The organism is Pantoea folii (assembly GCF_056678875.1).
Genome location: NZ_JBWXON010000010.1, coordinates 82,889 through 103,736, shown reverse-complemented (window position 1 = coordinate 103,736; position 20,848 = coordinate 82,889). Strand labels below are relative to the sequence as shown.

19 protein-coding genes are annotated in these 20,848 nt (G+C 50.3%); 13 read left to right on the top strand and 6 right to left on the bottom strand.

All coding sequences use genetic code 11. From position 1 onward, the window contains the following. Positions 1-33: 33 nt before the first annotated feature. Positions 34-672 (bottom strand): bifunctional 4-hydroxy-2-oxoglutarate aldolase/2-dehydro-3-deoxy-phosphogluconate aldolase, encoded by a 639-nt coding sequence (locus tag AC1MDE_RS13290; protein WP_480344664.1) that lies wholly within the window; start codon positions 670-672, stop codon positions 34-36. A gap of 212 nt (positions 673-884) precedes the next feature. Between AC1MDE_RS13290 and AC1MDE_RS13285 the strand changes: the two genes are divergently transcribed. Then, positions 885-2,225, top strand: a complete 1,341-nt coding sequence (locus tag AC1MDE_RS13285) for an MFS transporter (protein ID WP_480344663.1) — start codon at positions 885-887, stop codon at positions 2,223-2,225. A gap of 41 nt (positions 2,226-2,266) precedes the next feature. Here the strand turns inward: AC1MDE_RS13285 and AC1MDE_RS13280 are convergent, their stop codons facing one another. Then, positions 2,267-3,502 carry an L-dopachrome tautomerase-related protein gene (locus tag AC1MDE_RS13280; RefSeq protein ID WP_480344662.1) on the bottom strand — a complete coding sequence of 412 codons (1,236 nt, stop codon included), beginning with the start codon at positions 3,500-3,502 and terminating at the stop codon, positions 2,267-2,269. A 741-nt stretch (positions 3,503-4,243) separates the two neighbouring features. On the opposite strand from AC1MDE_RS13280, the gene AC1MDE_RS13275 reads away from it, so the two are divergent. The 5 genes from AC1MDE_RS13275 (at position 4,244) to AC1MDE_RS13255 (ending at position 9,106) form a co-directional block, all read left to right on the top strand. After that, complete coding sequence (locus AC1MDE_RS13275; protein WP_480344661.1) at positions 4,244-5,584, top strand: MFS transporter; 1,341 nt, start codon at positions 4,244-4,246, stop codon at positions 5,582-5,584. 117 nt (positions 5,585-5,701) lie between these two features. Beyond that, positions 5,702-6,661, top strand: coding sequence for a C-terminal binding protein (locus tag AC1MDE_RS13270; protein ID WP_480344660.1), 960 nt, complete (start codon positions 5,702-5,704; stop codon positions 6,659-6,661). Positions 6,662-6,686: 25 nt separating this feature from the next. Continuing rightward, complete coding sequence (locus AC1MDE_RS13265) at positions 6,687-7,343, top strand: RraA family protein (RefSeq protein WP_480344659.1); 657 nt, start codon at positions 6,687-6,689, stop codon at positions 7,341-7,343. A 58-nt stretch (positions 7,344-7,401) separates the two neighbouring features. Further along, positions 7,402-8,334 (top strand): sugar kinase, encoded by a 933-nt coding sequence (locus AC1MDE_RS13260; protein ID WP_480344658.1) that lies wholly within the window; start codon positions 7,402-7,404, stop codon positions 8,332-8,334. A gap of 136 nt (positions 8,335-8,470) precedes the next feature. Continuing rightward, positions 8,471-9,106 (top strand): GntR family transcriptional regulator, encoded by a 636-nt coding sequence (locus AC1MDE_RS13255; RefSeq protein WP_480344657.1) that lies wholly within the window; start codon positions 8,471-8,473, stop codon positions 9,104-9,106. 196 nt (positions 9,107-9,302) lie between these two features. Here the strand turns inward: AC1MDE_RS13255 and AC1MDE_RS13250 are convergent, their stop codons facing one another. Continuing rightward, positions 9,303-10,190: a LysR family transcriptional regulator gene (locus AC1MDE_RS13250; protein WP_480344656.1), complete on the bottom strand. Its 888-nt coding sequence runs from the start codon at positions 10,188-10,190 to the stop codon at positions 9,303-9,305. Positions 10,191-10,298: 108 nt separating this feature from the next. On the opposite strand from AC1MDE_RS13250, the gene AC1MDE_RS13245 reads away from it, so the two are divergent. The 3 genes from AC1MDE_RS13245 to AC1MDE_RS13235 all read left to right on the top strand — a co-directional run bounded on the left by AC1MDE_RS13245 (position 10,299) and on the right by AC1MDE_RS13235 (position 13,946). Further along, entirely contained in the window at positions 10,299-10,841 is a 543-nt protein-coding gene (locus AC1MDE_RS13245; RefSeq protein WP_480344655.1) for an NADPH-dependent FMN reductase, read from the top strand. Positions 10,842-11,007: 166 nt separating this feature from the next. Beyond that, the gene (locus tag AC1MDE_RS13240) at positions 11,008-11,913 is read left to right on the top strand and encodes a glutathione S-transferase C-terminal domain-containing protein (protein ID WP_480344654.1); all 906 of its coding nucleotides are present in this window, start codon (positions 11,008-11,010) and stop codon (positions 11,911-11,913) included. Positions 11,914-13,160: 1,247 nt separating this feature from the next. Further along, a complete protein-coding gene (locus AC1MDE_RS13235; protein WP_480344653.1) occupies positions 13,161-13,946 on the top strand; it encodes a hypothetical protein in 786 nt (261 codons plus the stop codon). 549 nt (positions 13,947-14,495) lie between these two features. On the opposite strand, the gene AC1MDE_RS13230 is transcribed toward AC1MDE_RS13235, so the two are convergent. After that, positions 14,496-14,708, bottom strand: coding sequence for a hypothetical protein (locus AC1MDE_RS13230; RefSeq protein ID WP_480344652.1), 213 nt, complete (start codon positions 14,706-14,708; stop codon positions 14,496-14,498). Between the two features lie 265 nt (positions 14,709-14,973). Between AC1MDE_RS13230 and AC1MDE_RS13225 the strand changes: the two genes are divergently transcribed. Continuing rightward, entirely contained in the window at positions 14,974-15,843 is an 870-nt protein-coding gene (locus AC1MDE_RS13225) for a tyrosine-type recombinase/integrase (protein WP_480344651.1), read from the top strand. A 224-nt stretch (positions 15,844-16,067) separates the two neighbouring features. Here the strand turns inward: AC1MDE_RS13225 and AC1MDE_RS13220 are convergent, their stop codons facing one another. Next, positions 16,068-16,736, bottom strand: a complete 669-nt coding sequence (locus AC1MDE_RS13220) for a hypothetical protein (protein WP_480344650.1) — start codon at positions 16,734-16,736, stop codon at positions 16,068-16,070. Positions 16,737-17,000: 264 nt separating this feature from the next. Between AC1MDE_RS13220 and AC1MDE_RS13215 the strand changes: the two genes are divergently transcribed. The 3 genes from AC1MDE_RS13215 (at position 17,001) to AC1MDE_RS13205 (ending at position 19,742) form a co-directional block, all read left to right on the top strand. Continuing rightward, positions 17,001-17,210 (top strand): CsbD family protein, encoded by a 210-nt coding sequence (locus tag AC1MDE_RS13215; RefSeq protein ID WP_480344649.1) that lies wholly within the window; start codon positions 17,001-17,003, stop codon positions 17,208-17,210. A 505-nt stretch (positions 17,211-17,715) separates the two neighbouring features. Then, positions 17,716-18,945, top strand: coding sequence for an MFS transporter (locus AC1MDE_RS13210; RefSeq protein WP_480344648.1), 1,230 nt, complete (start codon positions 17,716-17,718; stop codon positions 18,943-18,945). A gap of 386 nt (positions 18,946-19,331) precedes the next feature. Next, positions 19,332-19,742, top strand: a complete 411-nt coding sequence (locus tag AC1MDE_RS13205) for a hypothetical protein (RefSeq protein WP_480344647.1) — start codon at positions 19,332-19,334, stop codon at positions 19,740-19,742. A 575-nt stretch (positions 19,743-20,317) separates the two neighbouring features. Here AC1MDE_RS13205 and AC1MDE_RS13200 read toward each other — a convergent pair. Next, positions 20,318-20,806 (bottom strand): hypothetical protein, encoded by a 489-nt coding sequence (locus AC1MDE_RS13200; RefSeq protein WP_480344646.1) that lies wholly within the window; start codon positions 20,804-20,806, stop codon positions 20,318-20,320. Between the last annotated feature and the right edge of the window lie 42 nt (positions 20,807-20,848).

Here is a 20,848-nt window from a genome sequence, read left to right as displayed (position 1 = left end):
TGCGGCACAGTCTGTACCGCACTGATTAAAATATTAGGTTCTGAGTCGGCTGGTCTGAAGCGCTAATTGGGTGATGGCGGCAAAATTTTCCTCACGCAGCATTTGCGGGGTCGCCAGCCAGGAACCCCCGACACAGACTACGTTCGGCAGCGCCAGATATTGGCTGGCATTGGTGGGGGTGATGCCACCGGTAGGACAGAAACGCACGGTGGAGAAAGGGCCAGCAACCGCTTTGATTGCCTGGACGCCGCCATTGGCTTCTGCTGGGAAGAACTTAAACGCTGTCAGTCCCCTTTCCATCCCCAACATCAACTCCGACACCGTGCTAATACCGGGTATAAAGGGCGTTCCACTCGTTTCTGCATGGCGTAATAAAGAGTCCGTCACGCCTGGACTGATGACAAATCTGGCACCTGCCGCTTCAACGTCTCGAAACTGACTGGGCGAGATCACCGTACCTGCGCCAATAATGGCTTCCGGCACTTGTTCAGCGATTTTCGCAATCGCATCCAGCGCACATTCCGTTCTTAATGTGACTTCCAGTACTTTGATCCCGCCAGCAATGAGCGCCCTGGCCAAGGGCACTGCCTGCGAGACTTTTTCGATCATTAGTACCGGAATCACTGGACCTGCTTGCATCACCTCTAATGCCGTTATCTGAGCTACTCGCATTTGCACTTTCTCCCGTAAAATCTGACATGTCATTAATAACTGTGACTCTGCAATTCCTTACCTCAAATTGACGACTTAACAAGTCATAATTGCAGATAAAATCGATATATGTGATCAAAACCCAATCAATTGAAGAAATCTCTTTTGGATTAATACCGCCAAATGTTACTTATTCTGACATGTCAGATGGCATATTAAAACAGGATCCTATAATGAAACCTCTCAATCCTTCTCCCCCGTCACATCGTGGTAATAAACGATGGGGCGTGGCTTTCATTTTGCTCGTCGGTGGGTTTATCAACTATCTCGATCGGGCCAGTCTCGGCGTAGCCGCCCCCTCGATGATGAGCGATCTTCATCTCACCAATACCGATATTGGTTTAATGGGCTCGGTGTTTTCACTCTGCTTTGCCTTTAGCCAACTGCCTGCCGGTTGGCTGGCCGACCGTTTTGGTCCTCGTAAGGTATATGCTTCTGCGGCAACGCTATGGGGTTTATCCACCATGCTGACAGGCCTGTGCAGTACGCTGCCCGCGCTGTTAGCCGCCCGTGGATTGCTGGGCATGACCGAAGCCCCAGGTTGGCCTACCTCGGCCAAGATCACCTCTATCTGGTTCCCCCGTAAAGAACGCGCACTGGCCAGTTCGATCTGGGATGCTTCATCACGCTGGGGTTTAGCTTTCGCGCCACCGTTGCTGGTGTTCATGAGCATCCACTTTGGCTGGGGAGCCCTGTTTTATCTTGCAGGTAGCCTGGGGGTTATTTTTGGTGTGGTGTTCTTTTTCATCTATCGTCACCCAGAAAATCATCCCAGCATGACACAGGCCGAACGTGACTATATCCTCGCGGATGGCGGAGGCAGTCTGCCGCAACAGCCTGCAGGATCTCGGGTGAAATGGGCTGAGCTTTTCCGTTACAAATCGATGTGGGGCATGATGTTGGGCTGGTTTTGCTACATCTGGCTATTCAACATTTTTGTCACCTTCTTACCGCTTTACCTGATGAAAACACAGAATATGACGCTAAGCAGCATGGGCGTTTACGCCAGCATCCCCTATTTAGCGGGTATTGTTGGCGCAGCGCTGGGAGGATTCGCGGTCAAATGGCTGATCGATGGCCTGCGCGTCGCCGAACCGCTTAAGGCCAAGAAAATCGTCATCATGGTAGCGGCCTTAATTAGCGGTGCTACCACGGTTGCGGTTACCTTCTGCGATTCACTGGTGGCGGCGCTGGCGATGATGACCATTGCGATGTTCTTTTTGTCCGCAGTTTCCTGTACCTGCTGGGCCATTCCCGGTGATGTGGCATCGAATGATATTGTAGGGACCGTTTGCGGTATTCAGAACTTTGGCGGTTTTTTTGCCGGTGCGTTATCACCTTTGGTGACCGGTTACATCGCCGACTCCACCGGCTCATACGCTATGGCATTTATCAGCGGCGGCGTGATCGCAGCACTGAGCGGCTTGTGTTACTGGTTACTGGTGAAAAAACCCATTGTACGCGAAGGTGAATGCTTAGCTGGAGCGGCTCAGCCCCTGCAGAGTGAACTGTAACAAGCGAAAAAAAGGCAGGTTACCCTGCCTTTTCTTTTTAATTACTTTGCCGTATACGGTTGTCCACCGACATGGACTTTATAGATACGGAAGTTTGGCACTGCCGGGTTATCAAAATTCATGTCACCCCCCACCCATGAGTTCAGATGGTTGCTGACAAAATAGAGATCGCCTTTACCGCCCCAGCCAATGGTATCCGGCCAGGCAATGGCTTCATCTGTCACGTAAGGTGTAACCTTGCCGGTTTTCGCATCACGTTTCATCAGCCCATTCAGCGTGAGTGCCGTCATGTAAAGGTTACCCGCACGATCTGCCGTCATACCATCCGTGTTTGAAGGCAGGATATTGACGACTTTAATACCCTTTTCAATCTGCGCTTCGCTGTTGGAGAAATCACGCAGCAGTGCGGTTGGCACGCTCATCAGGCGGTTGCCGGTAAGATTGGTCCAGTACAGGGTTTTCTTATCACCCGATAATGCAATGCCATCCGCGCCCGTCAGCATTGGATTAGCTTTACCCTCTTTATCTTTCAGGACTTTCTCGCCATGAATGCTGAAGGTGAAGCCAGGCTGGTCGTTGACCCATTCTGGGTTTGTCAGCACTTTTTTCGCCTGGCCGCTTTTCATGTTGTAGACCAGCAGCGCACCTTTGAGTGGATGGCACATAATTCCGGAATCGGTGATGTATACCACGCCGCGATCGTTATCAACCGCCACATCATTCAGGAATGAGCAGGTGAAATCGACCTGGTCATTGGTGAAGGTGTAACGAGCAACCTCCTTGTTACTGTTTAAATCCCAGGCGATGAGTTTCTCATCACCCGCTTTGTTTGGTGCCCCTGCAATGTGCCCCTGGTCAAGAATCCACATCACATTGTTGCGATCGATTTCAAAGCCGAGTACGGCCTTCAATCCCAATGGATTCTTCACGTCGTTCATTTCTGCACTGGGGAAAGGCTGTAACAGCCACTTGCCCTCTTTCTTCACTAAGCGCGATAAGGTAGCCGGTACTTCTGCCCCCCCCCAACGCGCGGTGCTGACATAGATGTTTCCTTTGGCATCCACTTTGACGCCGTGCAGCATCGCTTTAGTATCGTTCTTTTGCCACGCAGCCTCGGCATCAGCATTGCCCAAGTCGTAAGGCAAACGATTCCATTCTGCGACTACCTCCAGCTTGGGTTGCGTGGCACTGATTGCCATCAACGGCATGGCGGAGACGACACCTGCCACCAGCATGGGTAAGAGTGCAATGCGCGCTGAAAATTTGTTATTGACCATTTTATGTTCCCCTGTCTAAAGCCAGATCATTCTGACATGTCAGAATTTAGCATCACGGAGATTATTCTTTCGATACTCAATTTTAGAAAACGCTCAGCGCTTCACAGAAAATATTCTTAATGAAATCAACTCCCCTTCTATAGAAGCGTTAATATCCGGTATGAGAGAGGTACACAATCTTGAAATACAACTTATCTATATGATTTTAATCATTTAAATATCAATTACATAATAATTTTTAGTGGGGAAACTTAATATCACAAAATTTTATTGTGGATATAATGCTAATTTATATCACGTGAAATTTTCAGTTCAGGTAAGTTTTCTTCACTTTAATCCACCTAAAGATACTTTTCACAGCCCATAGCCACTCTCCACCATCACTCTCAATCATCGCCAAAGTATTTTTAATCAATTGATAGATATCATTTTAACCTCAATAAAAACTAACATGTCACATGAAAATAGTGATTTGGTTTTTAGGTGTTAGCAATTTGTACGCCAGATGCCCACCCAACTGAGATGATGATCACAGAAACACTCAAATTCAAAGTGTTGTTGTGATCATTATTACAAAAAAACAACAATCACCATGCGCAACGTTATCGCGGTGATAGATTATCTAACATGTCAGATTGATTTATGATTTTTTTAAAGACATCCAGAAGCACCACCGATGCGGCGGCTCAGTTCATCATTTCCTCTGAGCTCTCAAACAACATAAGAAACAGGGTTAACGCCATGAGTTCATTTACACACCCGTCAGCGCCTGACAGCGTTGATGAAATTGAAAAATCGACGATACAAAAAACCATCATGATGTTGGTGCCACTGATGCTGGCAATGTACGTAGTGGCCTACATTGACCGACAAAATATCAGCTTTGCGAAGTTGCAAATGGTGAGCAGCCTGGGCTGGAGCGAATCCGCTTTTGGATTGGGTTCTTCACTGTTTTTTATTGGCTACCTGCTATTTAGCGTGCCAGGGAATTTAATTCTTTCCAAAGTGGGGGCGAAACGCTGGTTCGCCCTTAGTCTCTGCGCCTGGGGTATCATTACTATTGCATTAGCCTTCACGCAAAGCCTCACGATGTTCTATTCACTGCGTTTCACATTGGGTCTTGCAGAGGCCAGCTTCTATCCAGGATTGATTTTCTACTCTACGCAGTGGTTCCCAACCAGGTATCGTCCCCGCATTGTCGGCTTCCTGGTCACCGCCAGCATGTTTGCCAATATGATTGGCGCTCCTCTCAACGGCTCATTGCTCAGCATGCACGGTATCATGGGCTATGAAGGCTGGCAGTGGTTGTTCCTTGTCACGGGTGTGCTGGCTCTGATTTTAGTGGTCCCCGTACTCGCCTTCTTCCCGGGTACACCTGAGCAATCAAATTTCCTGTCTGCAGATCAGAAAAAATGGTTAATCGGCCGTCTGGAATCAGAACGCCGTGAGCAGGCGGATAAGTCTGTCGATACACTGTTCAAATCACTGACCGATAAACGCGTATTAGCACTGGCACTGGTTTATGGCTTCATCTGCTTTGGTGCTTACGGCATCAGCTATTGGATGCCCACCATCGTTAAATCTTTCGGCGTCTCTGATATGGCCAACGGCTTCCTCAATATGATCCCGTGGGCACTGGTGATGTTGCTGCTGCGCTGGCTGACGAAGAATCCAGACCGCACGAACAATCCCTACATTAACGTTGCAATGCCAATGTTTACCTCCGCGTTGTGTCTGGTCGGGTCGGTCTACTTCTTTTCACAACCCGCCATCAGCTTTGCCTTTATCTGTGGCGTGGTGCTATCGGTGTTTGCGATTCAACCCTGCTTCTGGAACATGGCGAAATTTCTCTCTGGTGCCTCTGCTGCCGCTGGGTTAGCCGCAATTAACTCACTGGCAAACCTGGGTGGGTTCTTCGCGCAAAACACCATCCCTTTGGTGCGCGATCAAATGCAAAGTTCATCTGCTCCGATGATCTATCTGGCGATTGTGATGCTGGTTGGCGGTCTTTGTACTGTCATGATCATTAAATGGTTGCAGCGCAAAGACGCGCCATCCACGGCTACAACCGTAACAAACTAACATTTCAGATTAGGATTTTAAATGTGATGGATATCACCATTTAAGGTAACAAAGCTTGTTACCTCACTGTAAATTCGTCACCATAAATTTAAACTAACATGTCAGATTGAGATGATCATGAAAAAGATTGTGGTACTCGAACCGGGCTATGAGCACTACCAGGAAGAGAGCAAAGTACTCGCTGCATTCAATCCTGAATTCATTGTTGTGCCTAAAAGCGCTTCTCAGGAAGAACGAGCAAAAGCCCTGTTACAGGCTGATGCCTTGATGATTCGTGAAGCACCGCTGCCGCTGGAATACATCGCCTTACTGGATAAATGCCAGGCGATTGTGCGCTATGGCGTAGGGGTCGATAACGTGGATTTAGCAGCGGCGAAGGAGAAAGGTATCTATGTCGCCAATGTGCCTGACTACGGCTCAGAAGACGTTGCAGAGCACGCATTGGCTCTGCTGTTAGCGGCGACTCGACGTATTACCTCGCGTAACACGCAGGTCCATGCAGGCCAGTGGAACATTGGTCAGGCAGAGCCGATGTATCGTCTGAGTGGCAAAGTGCTCGGGATTGTCGGTTTTGGCCGCATTGCACGTTGCCTGGCCGCCAAAGCCAGCGGCATTGGATTTAGCCGCATGTTGGTTTGCGATCCGCTGTTAAATGATGCCGAAGCCATGGCTACGGGTGTTGAGAAGGTCACACTTGAGCAGCTGTGCCAGCAATCGGATTTGATTTCCCTCCATGTCCCACTGTCAGAGAAAACTCGTCACCTGATAGGCGCAAAACAACTGGCCTTAATGAAACCCACAACCATCGTGGTGAATACCTCACGCGGGGGATTGATTGATGAGACTGCCCTTTATCAGGCGCTGATTGAAAACCGCTTATACGCCGCGGGTCTCGACGTGTTCGAACAGGAACCCGTGCGCCAGGACCACCCTCTCCTCACATTACCGAACGTTATTTGCACCGATCACACCGCCTGGTTCACGGAAGAGTCCGTGACCGAACTACAGCGGAAAGCCGCGCAGGAAGTCCTGCGTATTTTCGAAGGCAACAAACCATTGAACTGGGTTAACCCGTAAATTTTCGATCTCTAAGGAGTCAACAATGTACAGCAAAGAAATCATTGACGGTTATCGCGCCATTTATTCAACCGCATCCATTGCCGATGCTTGCGACCAGATCGTGGGCAAAACCATGTTCCTGCCGTTCGAAGTAAAGAACCGCATCAACGATAAGAAAATCGTTGGTCCAGCCGTCACTATTCTTGAAGACGTAACTGAAGAGAAACTCCCACCTCAGCATGCACTTGATGCGATTGATGAATCTGAAGCAGGGTCTGTCATTGTGATTGGCGGTGCCGCTGCGCTGGAAACGGTTGCGGTTTGGGGCGGTTTAATGACAGCGGGTGCGGTAGCAAATAAACATGAAGGTGCCGTGCTGATGGGTGGCGTGCGCGATCTGATTGAAATCCGTCGTGATTACGACTTCCCCGTGTTTGCCAAAACGGTAACACCAGGCACGACCCTGGGCAGATTTAAAACGCTGTCATCCAACATGCCATTGCAGATGGGCGATGTCACCGTCCATCCTGGCGACTTAATCATTGGCGACGTGGACGGCGTAGTCTGTGTACCACAAGAGCATGTTGAAGCCGTCCTGGAGCTCTCTGTTTCCATTGACAGCCGTGAACTGGAACAGGCCAAACTGATCATTGCGTCTGGCTCACTGCGCGAAGGCCTGGCGAAGTACGGTCGTATTTAATACCCCTGCCTTTATACGCCCTGAAAATCTTCAGGGCGTTCTCCACAGGATCTCTGTTATGAAAACCATTGATATTCTCTCCTTCGGCGAACCGCTCTATGAATTTAGCGAGCTGCCTAAAGGTGAAATCCCTACTAAGTATCTCAGCGGTTTTGGTGGCGACACCTCGAATTTTGCGGTCAGTGCCGCCAGACAAGGCGCGAAAGTCGCCATGCTGACGCAGCTGGGAAAAGATGTTTTTGGCGATAAGTTTGTCGCCTTGTGGCAGCAAGAAGGCGTCAATACCGACTTCGTGCTTCGCCACAATGATGAGCCGACCGGGATTTACTTTATTACCCATGATGCAGAGGGGCATCATTTTACGTTTTATCGTAAAGGCTCCGCTGCCTCTCTTATTCGCCCCAGTGATTTGCCGCCGATCGCCATTCAGCAGGCGCATTTGTTGCATACTTCAGCGATTACGCTCGCTATCAGTGATTCTGCCTGTGACAGTGTATTTGCGGCTATCGATCTGGCACGTCAATCTGACACACAGGTCTCATTTGACACCAATCTTCGCCTAAAACTGTGGCCGCTAGCGCGTGCGCGCGCCGTGATTCATGAAGTGGCACGTCTGGTCGACATCTGCCTGCCGAGCCTTGATGAAGCCAGGCTTCTCACCGGGCTTGAAGATGCCGATGCGATTGCTGATTTCTATCTTGGTCTGGGGATTAAACATCTGGTACTGAAGATGGGAAGTGAAGGGGCGATGTATGCCAGCCCGCAACAGCGATTGCGCGTGGCCGGACATCGTGTGGCAACGGTTGATGCCACCGGCGCGGGAGACTGCTTCTCAGGCGCCTTCCTCACCCAGTACCTGGCTGGAAACGCACCTGCTGAGGCGCTGCGCTATGCTAATGCGGCGGCAGCGCTTACCACCACGGGCTACGGTGCGGTTGCCCCTATCCCTACCCGTGCCAGTGTTGAGGCGTTTGTACATTCCCTCAACTGAAATTCGTTTAGTTGATCACGCGCATCCCGATGGATGCGCGATACCCTTTCAGTGCATGTCCGACCATGCGGTTATCTGGTATAAAGACAGCTTCTGCCGTTTTGGCAATCCGCAGGCAATGGAGAAGTAACAGAGCATGGCGCAGGACCTTCTGAAAGATGTAGTGTATAAGCGAATCAAGGACATGATTATTAATGGCTCGTTGCCTATGGGCGGCAAACTATCAGAATCCGCGCTGGCGACCCGGCTCGCAGCCAGTAAAGCGCCAGTGCGCGATGCATTGCGTCGTCTGCAAAGTGAAGGCCTGGTGCAGATCAAACCCAAAAGTGGCACTTTTGTGTTTAGCTTGAGTGATGTGGAATTCAAGGATCTGCTGGAGTTTCGTTTCTATGTCGAAGCAAAAGCCATGTCGCTATCGCTGAAAAAGAATCCCAAGCAGTTGGTTCAGGAGATCTCAGCCATTCTCGATAACATGGATTACTGCATCAGTAACGGATCAACAGTTGAATATATCCGGCTGGATAATCTGTTCCATGAGGCCCTGTTTAACTGGTGCCAAAACCCTTATCTGACCCAGGCTTACATACTGATCTCTTCACGCATGGCGACCATCCGCCACTATATGGGCAGCAATGAAGAACACATGAATCGCTCTTACCAGCAGCATGTCACTATCGTCAAAGCATTGCGTGGTAATGATTACGATACCGCAATAGAAGCCTTACAGGGCCATATTTTGCCTGAGTACGGGGCTTACTGGGGTCTGCTGTGATACCTATTAGCCAGAGTGAATTAACAGATTATGGATATGCTCCGGATTATATAAACTGAACGCCCTGCGATAAAGCAGCCGTATATTTAGCAGGGTAGCCTGTCTGTATTGCCAGTATAACAATACTGTTCGGTGTCCGGCACTCCATGCGAATTGCGTAAAATTATGGTCGTTTACTGAGCGAAACTCGCGAATCCTACCTAAATGCCGACATCATAAAGTCTATAAATAGCCTGACATTTTGCGACTGCTCTTTATGGTAAGGGTACACGGCATATAGCGAATGAGTATCGGGCACCCACTCTGGCATAATTTCTACCAGCTCACCTGATGCAAGCTCAGGGCGAACAAACTCCCTCGGGATGAGAATAATACCCAACCCGCTGACTGCCGCCTGTTTTAGCGCGATTCCGTTGTTAACCGAATAATTCGATGGCGTGAGGTCCACCGAAACAATTTCGTCTTTCCGGTTAAATATCCATTTTCGGGGAGAGGAGGAAAGGCTGTAAACCAGACAGTCATGTTCTTTCAGTACATCAGGATGTGTTAAAGATTTGGACTGGCTGAGGTAGGCAGGAGAAGCACACAGCACCCGGGGAACCGTGGAAACCAGTCGGGAGCGCATAGAGGAGTCGATCAGCGCGCCCCCTCCCCGTATGGCCACGTCAATCCCTTTATCTAGCAGATTGTCATAGGTATCGCTCAAAATGACCTCAGCACTTATTTCTGGGTATAGATGTCTGAAATCACAAATTAAAGGATTAATTTTGATAATACCGTATGACATCGGGGCGCTGATCCTCAGCCGACCTCGGGGAGTGAATGAGGATGACATTACGGACTCATCGGCAGACGCCAGCGCATCGAGAACGCTACAAATCTGTCGATAGTAGGCCATACCGGACTCCGTTACGCTCATCCGCCGCGTGGTACGGTTTATCAGCGCTATACCGAGATGATCCTCCAGTTCATTGATATTTTTACTGACGGCCGCCTGAGAGAGATGCTGATCGTCAGCAGCGGCCTTAAAGGTCCCCAGCTCGACTACCCGGCGAAACACATTGAGTGCCGTTATTTTGTTCATCAGACCACTTTAATTTACTGAGAGTGAATTATTTTATCACCACGAATGGCTTTATTCACATTCTTTAAGGACTTACTTTACGGACACGTTAATATTTTGGTAATCCTCATGAAAAAGATTCTTATTTTGAATGGTAGTAACACCAGCCCCGAAGATTCCATCAACTGGCAGCTGGCTCGGAGAGTGGCTGCCCGCTTTACACGTCATGAAGTTTATCTGACTGGGTTACATGAACATTCGTTGCCGATGTATCAACCGGCTCTCGAAGATGCGTTGCCGGCAGAAGTCATCAGGCTTGGTGAAACCGTTAGAAGTGCTGCTGCACTGGTTATCGTGTCTCCTGAACACAACGGCCTGATGCCGGCCTGTCTAAAGAACGCTATTGACTGGCTTTCCCGGACTCGTGAAAAGGGAGAGTCATTTTTTGGTAACGATGTTAAAAAGATTCTCCTTCTTAGCACCTCCCCTGGAAAAAATGGTGGCGCTACTAACCTGAAATATCTGGGCGAACTGATGCCATGGTGGGGTGGTGAGGTAGTGGGTTCCTACAGCATCGGCGACTTTTACCAGAAATACCTGAACGGTAGTTTTGACCCTGACACCGAAGTCGCGCTACAGGAGCTGGTTGCTCAGTTCGAAGCCCGTATCTGATAATCAGACATTAACGAACATTCCCCCAAAAAATATTCTTTAATCAGCTTTAGAATTCGATTTTCTGCTTCCACAGACGCCCGTAATAATGAATGTTTCAGGGCGTACTACTACAGAAAATTCTAATCTGACAAACCCTTTTTGCCCTGACCGCCCGGAGGTGAGAATGGCTGTTTTAGAAAACGGTATATGGTACGCAAATAAATCCGCCGATACTCTGACGCATGAAGATCATTTCACAAATGATATCGTCCCGGAGGCCGGACGATATCACCTTTATGTTTCACGTGCCTGTCCTTTCGCTCACAGACCCTGGCTTGTCATTCAGGCGATGGGACTTAATGACGCAATTTCTGTTTCATCGGTTGCTGCTGTCCGGGATGACAACGGCTGGGCCTTCAGCGATGAAAACCCCGATCTGGTTAATCATGAGGTTTGGCTGCGATCTTTGTACCTGTGCTCGTTACCGGACTTTACCGGCCGGGTCTCAGTGCCGGTACTATGGGACAAAAAGGAAGGCAAAATCGTCAGCAACGACTCGGCAAAAATTGCAGTCAGGCTTGCGACTGAGTGGCAAAGCCTGGCGCGTAGCAGAACAGATCTTTTACCTGCTTCGCTTAAAATGGAAATCAAGGCGCTCAATTCCTGGATACACACCTATATCAATCGTCGGGTATATCAGGTTGGCTTTGCATCCCGTCAGGAAGAATACAACAGCGAAATCGCTGTGCTGTTTGATGCCCTTGGAACGCTAAACGACAGGCTGACCACATCGATGTATCTCTTCGGGGATACTCTTACTTTATCCGATCTGTTCCTGTTCCCTTCATTAGTAAGATTTGAGACCGTATATGCAGTACATTTTCGCGCAAACATCAGGCCATTAAGGGCATTTGATGCACTTTACCGTTATATGCTGAATCTTCTTACCAGGAAAGAATTTCGCCAGACCATAGACATGCACCACATTCATCAGCACTACTATTTATCACACAGGCACATCAATCCGGCAGGGATCATTCCTGCCGGTCCACGCCCGGGGTGGCTGCATAATTTTGAGTTAATCAGTTGAATGACGCAATTTCCGTTCTGTGAAGGTTAAATCAGATTTTTTCACCGCCGGATTAATACCGGCGGGTGAACTAATCAGCTAATTCAGTCACTAAAATTCTTCAATAATTCCCAAGGCTAGTATATATCAAAATTTTCAAAAATATTGGTTATGATTTGATTGAATTTATTTGGATTTTTGATGCTTTGTCTTCCAGAAAGTTTAAAAGAGATGCGTGAATCAATTTTTAAGCCTGAGCAGATTTCCCTGTCTTTATAGCTTCTCCACGAAAAAACTGAACAATACCTCCGGAGAATCTGAACCATCAGGCGAGTGGAGCCTCTTCTCATTTACGTCCGGACAATTATCCTTATTGTTTTTCGATAGATGTTTAAGCATGAGATATTTTTTTCAAAGTAAATTAACTGCCCCGCCTCCGTATCAACAGTAAAATCTCTTCCACTCTATTCAGAGAATGATGAATACACCCTTTAAATTCACTTGCATCAGTCAGAATGGATGCTTCAGACATAATTTATCCTGCGGTACTCATCTTTTAATATAATCTGGAAAATATCGTGCGATATGTTAAATTTCTCCCCAGCCATCCGGAGAGCTATTCGGGAAGTTACCATTTTTTAAAAACGACAAGCCGTCTGATACAGGATAATCCGCAGAATTCAATTCAGGTTATCATAATTCGTGCAGCACTCCGGCTTAAGGAGCAAGGTAAAGATTACAATACATAGCGGCGCTTAATTTACAGTAAAACGCAGAGTTGTAAAGAGTAAGCATACCACAAATCAATGGTCAGGTACGCCAGTGGATATCCACAATCTGGAATCCACCAGGCTAATATTCATCAGAAGATCCGGGGCTGGCGCTAAAGAAAGCCTGTTACAAAATCATGATTTTCCAAATAATATTTAAAATATTCTCGTTATGACCTGCCTATACTCTCTGTCTGATTTACCAGAAATATTTGCGGTTGCCATAGTGCACGAACAATGATGTCCGGTCAGTTCAGACTTTGCGCAGATTTCATGGACATGAGCTTTTGATAGATTATCCCTGAACATGCCGTGTGAACTATTTAAACAGATTTTAATATCAATGCTAATTAATATAATTAACCCATTACAATTAATGATGACAACATAATTCAGTCATTAATTACTTCAGGTGAATTGTATTATCATTATAGTTGGATTTTAGTAAGCTGCATTGAGGTTTACACTCTTCTGTACATTTCAATGAGGAGCTAAAAAATGGGATTTATTACCCCCCCTTCAATGGCAGCAGCTATGTCTTTAGTAGCGTCCATGAATGCCCTGTCTGAAGATGTTGTTTCACTAAAGTTTGCTGATGATCGTCCGGATATAAAAGGCATCGTGGCTGTCAACGCCGTGCTGAACACCGTGGGAATTAATGTGACGACCATCGATGTTCCTGAATCAGCAAAGCCAATTCTCAAAGTCTCTGAAGAACGCGCTCTGACAAAAAAGGAACAGGAATTACTGATCCAGCAGTTTAGCCTTAATAAGGAGCAACTCCTTGAGCAGATAAAATTTGCCGGACGTACGCCGTCAGTGGCAGGCGGAGGTGTCCTGACTGAAGAAACAGGCTTTGGTCCGTATCCCAAGGTGTACGATATGTTGTCTCTGGATAAAACGACCCGCAAAGCAGTGCTCGAGAAATATGGACGTATGCACGTAAACTCAACTGATGGCGGAAGCGATGTGGACGAAGTAATGACCGTCGTCAATGGCGGACCGTTCCGCTGGGCATTTACCCTGAATGATGGAAGCATTGCGCGGTTTCAGGTAGAAAAAGTTGGGTTAAGTGACAAGGCAGTGCGCGTAAGCTATCACGGACTCGGAATGCACGCAGGGATGATGGATGCAAAGCAGGGACTTATCGTGGCTTACGTACATGGCCCATCGGAATTCACTATGCGTTACACAGGCAATGTACCACACGCAAATCTTCTCGGAACCAACCCCTGGGTCGATTTCAGTGGTGAGATTCCGGTAGTACTGGACAATGTGAAATAATTTCTGACGTTAACTGTGGGTGGAGTGTTTACTGAAATATTAACGCTCACCACTTAAGAAGGTCATCCTGCATTATATTTCAGCAGGATGACCTTCAGGTAATACTTTACCTGACTCATTTAAAGTCATAATTTTTATATAAATCCCCATAGGCAATCAAGATTCTTACTTAAATTTTATTACGGAAATGTCGGCAGAATTATATTCGCTGTAGGAGAATTATGACTGTCGCGTATAACCTCTCTTTTATTCCAGTAGTGATAAAGCACCGGTCGGCCTCATAGAAATCTATCATTCTGAATAAAAATTAATGCGCAAAGATTATTTATTTTATCCCTCTACCTGAAATATTAGTGTTCTGTTCTGTTCTGTTCTGTTCTGTTCTGTTCTGTTCTGTTCTGTTCTGTTCTTTTCGGGTAAAAATAACGTTTTCAAGCATGAGCCGAATTTCCAATACCGTATCACCCACGGATGTTATTCATATCCTTTGTGAAGTTCTCGCCCAGTTTTTAACTGCGCAGATGTGGTTTATTACCGCTGCCAGTAAACTCATGTATTAATTTTCAGTACTTCTGTTAACGTCCCGCCTGAAAAATGCATGGCGGTGACGGGAAGATGCCGCTTCTGCCTTTGGCTCATTTTGGTGAGCAGGATTTGCGGGATCCTGCGAAGGCGGGATTGACTGTTTTCCTGATTAACGCCGTGCTGAAAAGTAATCGACAGCGCGCTTGACCGATTATCCCCTGTCAGCCAGGTATGCATCCTAGAGTGCCTGGTACGCGCCCTGCCCCGCCTTTTTCCCGAACTTCTCTTTACCGTCAGTGAGTTAGGTGACGTCCTTCGCCGGAACCGCTTCCGATCGCCCTGCTTTTTATTCCGTGCCGTCCAGGTTATTCTCCGTATACGGGAGAAAAGCCGGAAACCGGATCGAAACCGGATCCGGCCAGGATCGATTTATTCCCGTGGTTTTCGCTGGACAGACAGGGGAAAATACGTTCCACCCCGCCAGACAACGGAGATTAAAAGTTTGGGCACATTTCCCCGCGAACTGACGCAGAATTCGCACAGCGTTGTCACTGAGCATAATCTGCACGATCATGGCGCCGCGCGCTACTTTGACTACGAAAGCGCGGTGGCGCTGCGCAACCTCGCCGCCGCCTACGGCACCGACATGCCCCGCTACCTGCTCGCGCCCGAGGTGGCGGTGCTGCTGGCTAAGGTGACCGATCTCCGCAAACGGCTGTTCATCGACGCGCTGTGGAACACCGGCGGGCGTCTCAATGAAATTCTGCCGCTGGCCAGAGAGGACTTCGCGCTGGACTCCCCGCTCACCGGCGCGCCGCTGTCGTCGCCGTTCGTGGTGCTGCGCACCCTCAAGCAGCGCGGGCTGGAAGAGGCGGCAAGAAACCGCAGCCGCCGGCGCGGCCGCCCGACGAAGGAGGAGCAGCAGGCGGAGCGCGACGCGGAGGCGGAAATTAAAGACAATCCGCCGCGCGCGGTGCCGCTCACCGACCCGGGATTCGTGCAGCGCCTGAGGGAGTGGTTTGCGACGGTGAGCCCGCCGGCGGGCGCGCGGCTGTGGGACATAAAGAGCGAGGATACGGCGCGCAGCTGGATCTCGCAGGCGGTGGCGGCCGCCGAGCGTGACGGCGTCACGTTCTCCATCCGGCCGGTGACGCCCAAGACGTTCAGGGACTCGTTTGCGATGCACCTCGTGCAGCACCAGGTGCCGCAGAAGGTGATCCAGACGCTGATGGGCCATAAGGACGCGAAGTCCACCGAGTGGTATACCCGGGTATTCGCGCTGGACGTCACCCGCCAGCTCGGCGTGCGGTTCTCCATGGATGCGGGTGAGGCACAGAGGCTGCTGCTGCCCGGCTCCCTGACTTCACGCTGATCGCGCCTGCCCGTGGACTTTTTACACTGACAGAGTGGGCTGGCCTGCCGCGGTTTGCTTTTGCTATAGTTCACACTGCCGGAGCGGGATATTTTCTCCGACTGAACGCGGGGCTTAAATAAACTGTAGCCGCTCCGGCTTTTCTTTATCTTTGAGATAATGTCCTGCGGCCCGAACGGGTGCCGGGGGATCTTCTCAGTCCGGCCGGCTAAAAGCGGGTGCCATTACCCTGCTTCAAGCGCCGTCATCTGATTGCTCAGGCTTTCCCCCTGCCTCTCCAGCAGACTGATTTTCTCCTGCAGGGCCCGGACCTGCGCTTCCTCCTTTGCAGCATGCTCACAGACATTCGAATAGAAATTCTGCTTTTCCCTGTTACATGACGCCCTGTCATAGCCCGCGCTGGCGCTGGTCTCATAAAGCAGCTGCTGAGCCTCCGCCATCTTCCGGTTAATCAGATCCCGTTCGGCACTCAGTTCGCTGATCCTCGCCTCTTTCCGCTCTGTGGCCTGCCGGCGCTCTCCGCTGTTCAGCGCGGTGAGCGTGCTTTTGAGGTCCGCATTTTCCTGCAGGAGCTGGTCATACCGCACTTCCAGGCTTTTCATGCTCTCCCGGTAAGCGGCGGACAGCTCGCCGGCGCGCTGACTGATGGTGTTTTCACGGCTGGCCTGTGCGGCATCGTAGCGGCTCTGCGCGGTCCGCAGCTCTTCATGCAGTAGCGAATTCTGCAAAGTCAGTCCCGCGATCCGCCCCTCCTTTTCACCCAGCGTGGTGGCGTTCAGCGCGTACCAGGTCAGACTCACAGACGCCATCACCAGTATGGCGCTGCTGATGAGCCAGCTCACTACGGGATGATTTCTTATTTTTACGGGGATCCATTCGGGCTGGCTGAGCATGGGATAAAGTACCCTAATTATCTGAAAGAAAAGCAATATAACAGACCCTTACCGCACACCGCACCCTTTAGCCGCGCGCCCGTACCGCCCTGTGATTTTGGTGCAGAGAGAAGGGGGAGTCAGCTCCTGCTGTCAGGACGTCAGGAAAAATCCGCAAATGTAACGTCGTGCAGGAAAATTTTCCTGTATGAGCCATACTTTTCAGTATAAAGCACTGCATGCGGAGGGTCCGCAGCAGCCCGTCAGTCAACTGAGGACACCGGCATGAACGAAGATCGTATCAGCGGAAACTGGAAGCAGTTCAAAGGCAAAGTGAAGGAGCAGTGGGGCAAGCTTACCGATGACGATATGGACGTGGCGGAAGGAAAGCGCGACCAGCTGGTCGGCCGCATTCAGGAGCGATATGGCTACGGCAAGGATCAGGCCGAAAAAGAACTCAGGGAATGGGAAGACTCCAACCAGTACAAATGGTAGATATCAGGCGCACAGGAAAAACCGGCTGGCCGCCGGCCGGAAATATGATCCGTGTGTCGCCACCGAAATCTCTTCTGTTGAGATCTGCCGGTCATGGTGCGCTTATCCGCAGCGGTAAGCCCTGCCGCCGCCGCGGAATACGCCTGATAAACAAACTTCCGTATACCAGCTTTATCATCCGGTCTGGCTTGAGCTCCGGAGCAGTTTGTCCTGCCTGCTTATTCCTGCAGCCCTCGGGTACACAGGCCGGACGCAGCCTCTTACCGGCCGACGCTTACGTTAACCGCGTGACGCTTTCATTCTGACCAATAAAGGATGTGCTGGGGTTTGCTGCCGCAGGCCGGTTCAGCATACTCAGGGTAGTCTGAACGCTGCCGTGTGGGACGGAAGAGTTACCGCGCGGCAGTTTACAAGCCTGGTCAGCACGAGATGATGCCCGCCCAGCTGGTCATTCCCCTTTTATCTGCCATCTTTATGACTGCTCGCTTACCTTTCCGGGGAAATTATGCCACTGCGCTCACTCCAGGCACTTTGCCTGGTTAACTTTTTTATGGCAGACGTCAGAGACGGACTAGGGCCGTTTCTGGGAATATTCATGACAGAACATCACTGGGATCCAGAGGCTATAGGCTGGGTGATGTCAGCGGCAGGTATCGCCAGCCTGTCCGTCACCCTGCCGGCAGGAATAATGGCGGATGCCGTCAGCAACAAACGGCTGATGCTGATTGCCGGTACCGTAACCATTACCCTGGCTACGCTTTTGCTCTGGTATTTTCCCGTACCTTCCGTCACGATTATCTCACAGGTCATGACCGGACTGGCGGCCGCAGTTATTGCCCCCCTGATGACGGCCATGACGCTGGGCCTGACTGGCCCCGAAAAGTTTGGCCATCAGACGGGGAGGAACGAAGCGTTTAACCACGCGGGAAACATGACTGCAGCCGTTATAGCCGGCGCGTCTGTCTGGTTCTGGGGAACCGGAGCCGTATTTGTCCTGATGACGGTCATGGCTCTGCTGGCCACGGCCTGTGTTGCGAGGATCCGCGATCGCGACATCGACAACCGGATTGCACGCGGACTGACGCCCGGCGCCCAGGGCGCTTCCCTGCCGCGCCTGTCAGTGCTCATCCGCGAACCCGCGCTGATCATCGGCGGCATCACCGTCCTGCTGTTTCATCTGGGCAACGCTGCTCTCCTGCCGATGCTGAGCGTCAGGGTGGCGGCTTCGCAAAGCGCAGAGGTGAACCCGGGCGTATTTGCCGCGGCCACCGTGATTATTTCTCAGGCCGTGATGATCCCGGTCGCGTTGTACGCCGCACGCAAAGCGCAGAGTGCCGGCTACTTTTCACTGATCACAACGGCACTGTGTATTCTGCCCCTGCGGGCCGCCGTGGCGTCCTTTAGTGACGGCATCTGGTTCATGCCCGTGATACAGATTCTGGACGGGATGGCGGCCGGCCTTCTTGGCGTCGCCGTACCGGTCTTCGTGGTCAGGGTGCTTAACGGAAAAGGGCACACCAATGCCGGCCAGAGTTTTATTCTGCTCATGCAGGGGGCGGGGGCTGCACTGAGTCCGGCCATAACGGGGACACTGATTTCACGTTACTCTTATTCAGCCGCGTTTGCCGTTATGGGAGCCCTGGCCGTGCTTGCGCTGACAGTCTGGCTGGCAGGGCAGCGCGCCTCTCTGCTGGGTCAAGGAGCTCCGGAGTCACCGTCACGGAGAGAAACCTGACCTGCGCCTGTCCGGTTGTCTGCGTGTTTTCCGCAGGTATAAAGCGGTCTTCGCCTGAATGCAGACACTTATGGGGTATTTGCATTCACTTGACTACCCGTTTGCATTTTACTTGACCACTGACAACAAAAAATCGCCACTGGAGCTGAGGGGGTAGACCTGGCATTGCGTGACCGGCAGCTGTGTGCCAATAGCGGATGTTGTAAAGCGCCGGGCATAATAATTATTGGTGGCGGTTAATAATCACGAAAAGCACACTCAAGGTTGGCCCGGGGTATCAGTAGAGGGTACAGTTACTATTATGATTTGTAGTAAGCGATCAGGGAATAACAATGGCACGCAGGGCTGAGTTACGGGGTATAGCTAATGGTCTTAATGAGAGCTTCGTGAGTCGCAACAACGATTTCGAGGGATTCTGGACTATTGGTCAGTTAAAGTTATTAGCTATCAATAACAACCTCAACACAATGGTGTTTCATCTTACTCCACCTAAATACGCTCCCCACTCTAACCTGATAAATTATGTTGTACTCCACTATTCAGACATGCTTGAACATTTGTTAACAAAGCAGCAACTTCCTGATTCTTGGGTAAGTGAGGCTCGCATTACGATCGACTTTAACGTAAATGATAAACACGAACAGTTGCATGAATGCTCAACATCAGGTGAGGCTTTTCAGTGCTGTTGTCAGATAATTGATGATACTGGTCGCTGTTACTCTTCCGTCGCTTATGGTCGGAGCCAGGCTCATTCTCCTGCGAAAGAATTAAAATCGATTCGAAAACTAACTGTGTAAAAAATCAGCTGAACTTCCACTCCTGGCTCAGGCTGTGTGAAAACTGTTTTGGTCGTTTTAACTGTCAAATACAGGGTTCAACACTGCACTTATACGTAAAATTTAGCTCAGCTAACCAGTCGAACGATTCCAGATTTTGCGTAGATGCGCGCACATCAGTTTTCGTTCAGGGTTTTCACACAGCCTGCGCTCATAGCTGCCGTTTAGATGCCGAACATTACCGACTAAGTCGTAGCGGAGCTAACCGCGTTGGACAGAATAACCGGTACGCCCATTCCGGCGATTACTCCGGCCCTGACCTAGCGTTACTGAATATCCCCTGTGTGCCAAGACCGGACATTGAGCATAAGAATTTATGAGTAATAGGCTGAAATTGGCGCTTTGGGTGGCCCGTGGCGCAGGCATGAATTATTTAGCGGTGCAGAAGCTTGAAAAACAGCTAAAGTACTGGCAACAGGTTCAGTCCCATTACTGGTAATTTTTATCCCCCTGCTTACGGGGGATTTTTTCCGGTTCAACCCGCCCCTCCAGATACTGCAGCGATGTGCAGGTCCTCTTTTCCAAGTCTGCAGAGGTTATGGCTTGCTCCACGGAACACGCCAGGTGCTGCCATCATCGAGCGTCAGTACACCGGCCTTGTCATCCGTCCGGAAACAACGCCTTGCTTTCCCTTCAGCGGTGCAATCATGCCAGTGCAGCGGGTAGCCTTGAGCCTCCTCCTGCAGCTGTTCCAGCACTGCCCGCCGCGCGTGTATTTCATCCAGCGAGGGGACAAGCGTCACGATAAGCATACCGGCCACCAGGCACATCATCCCCTGTGCGACCATAAACCAGATCCAGTTGCGCCAACCTAGCGACCGGCAGGCGCGCTCATAGCGGTCGGCAGCCTTCTCTGCTGCACGATCGGCTTCGCGGAAGTGCTCCGCCAGAAGCCGAGCAGACTCCTGCGCCGTTGCCCCGGCCATGGACGTGACGGTACTGATGACCTCATCCCTGACATCACGCGTCTGCCTTTCATGCGTGGCGGTGACCTTAAGCAGCGCTGACGTCGCTCTTTCTGCCATATCTCCCTGTAGCTGTGCGGCATGAAGAAGCCGGTCTGCGGC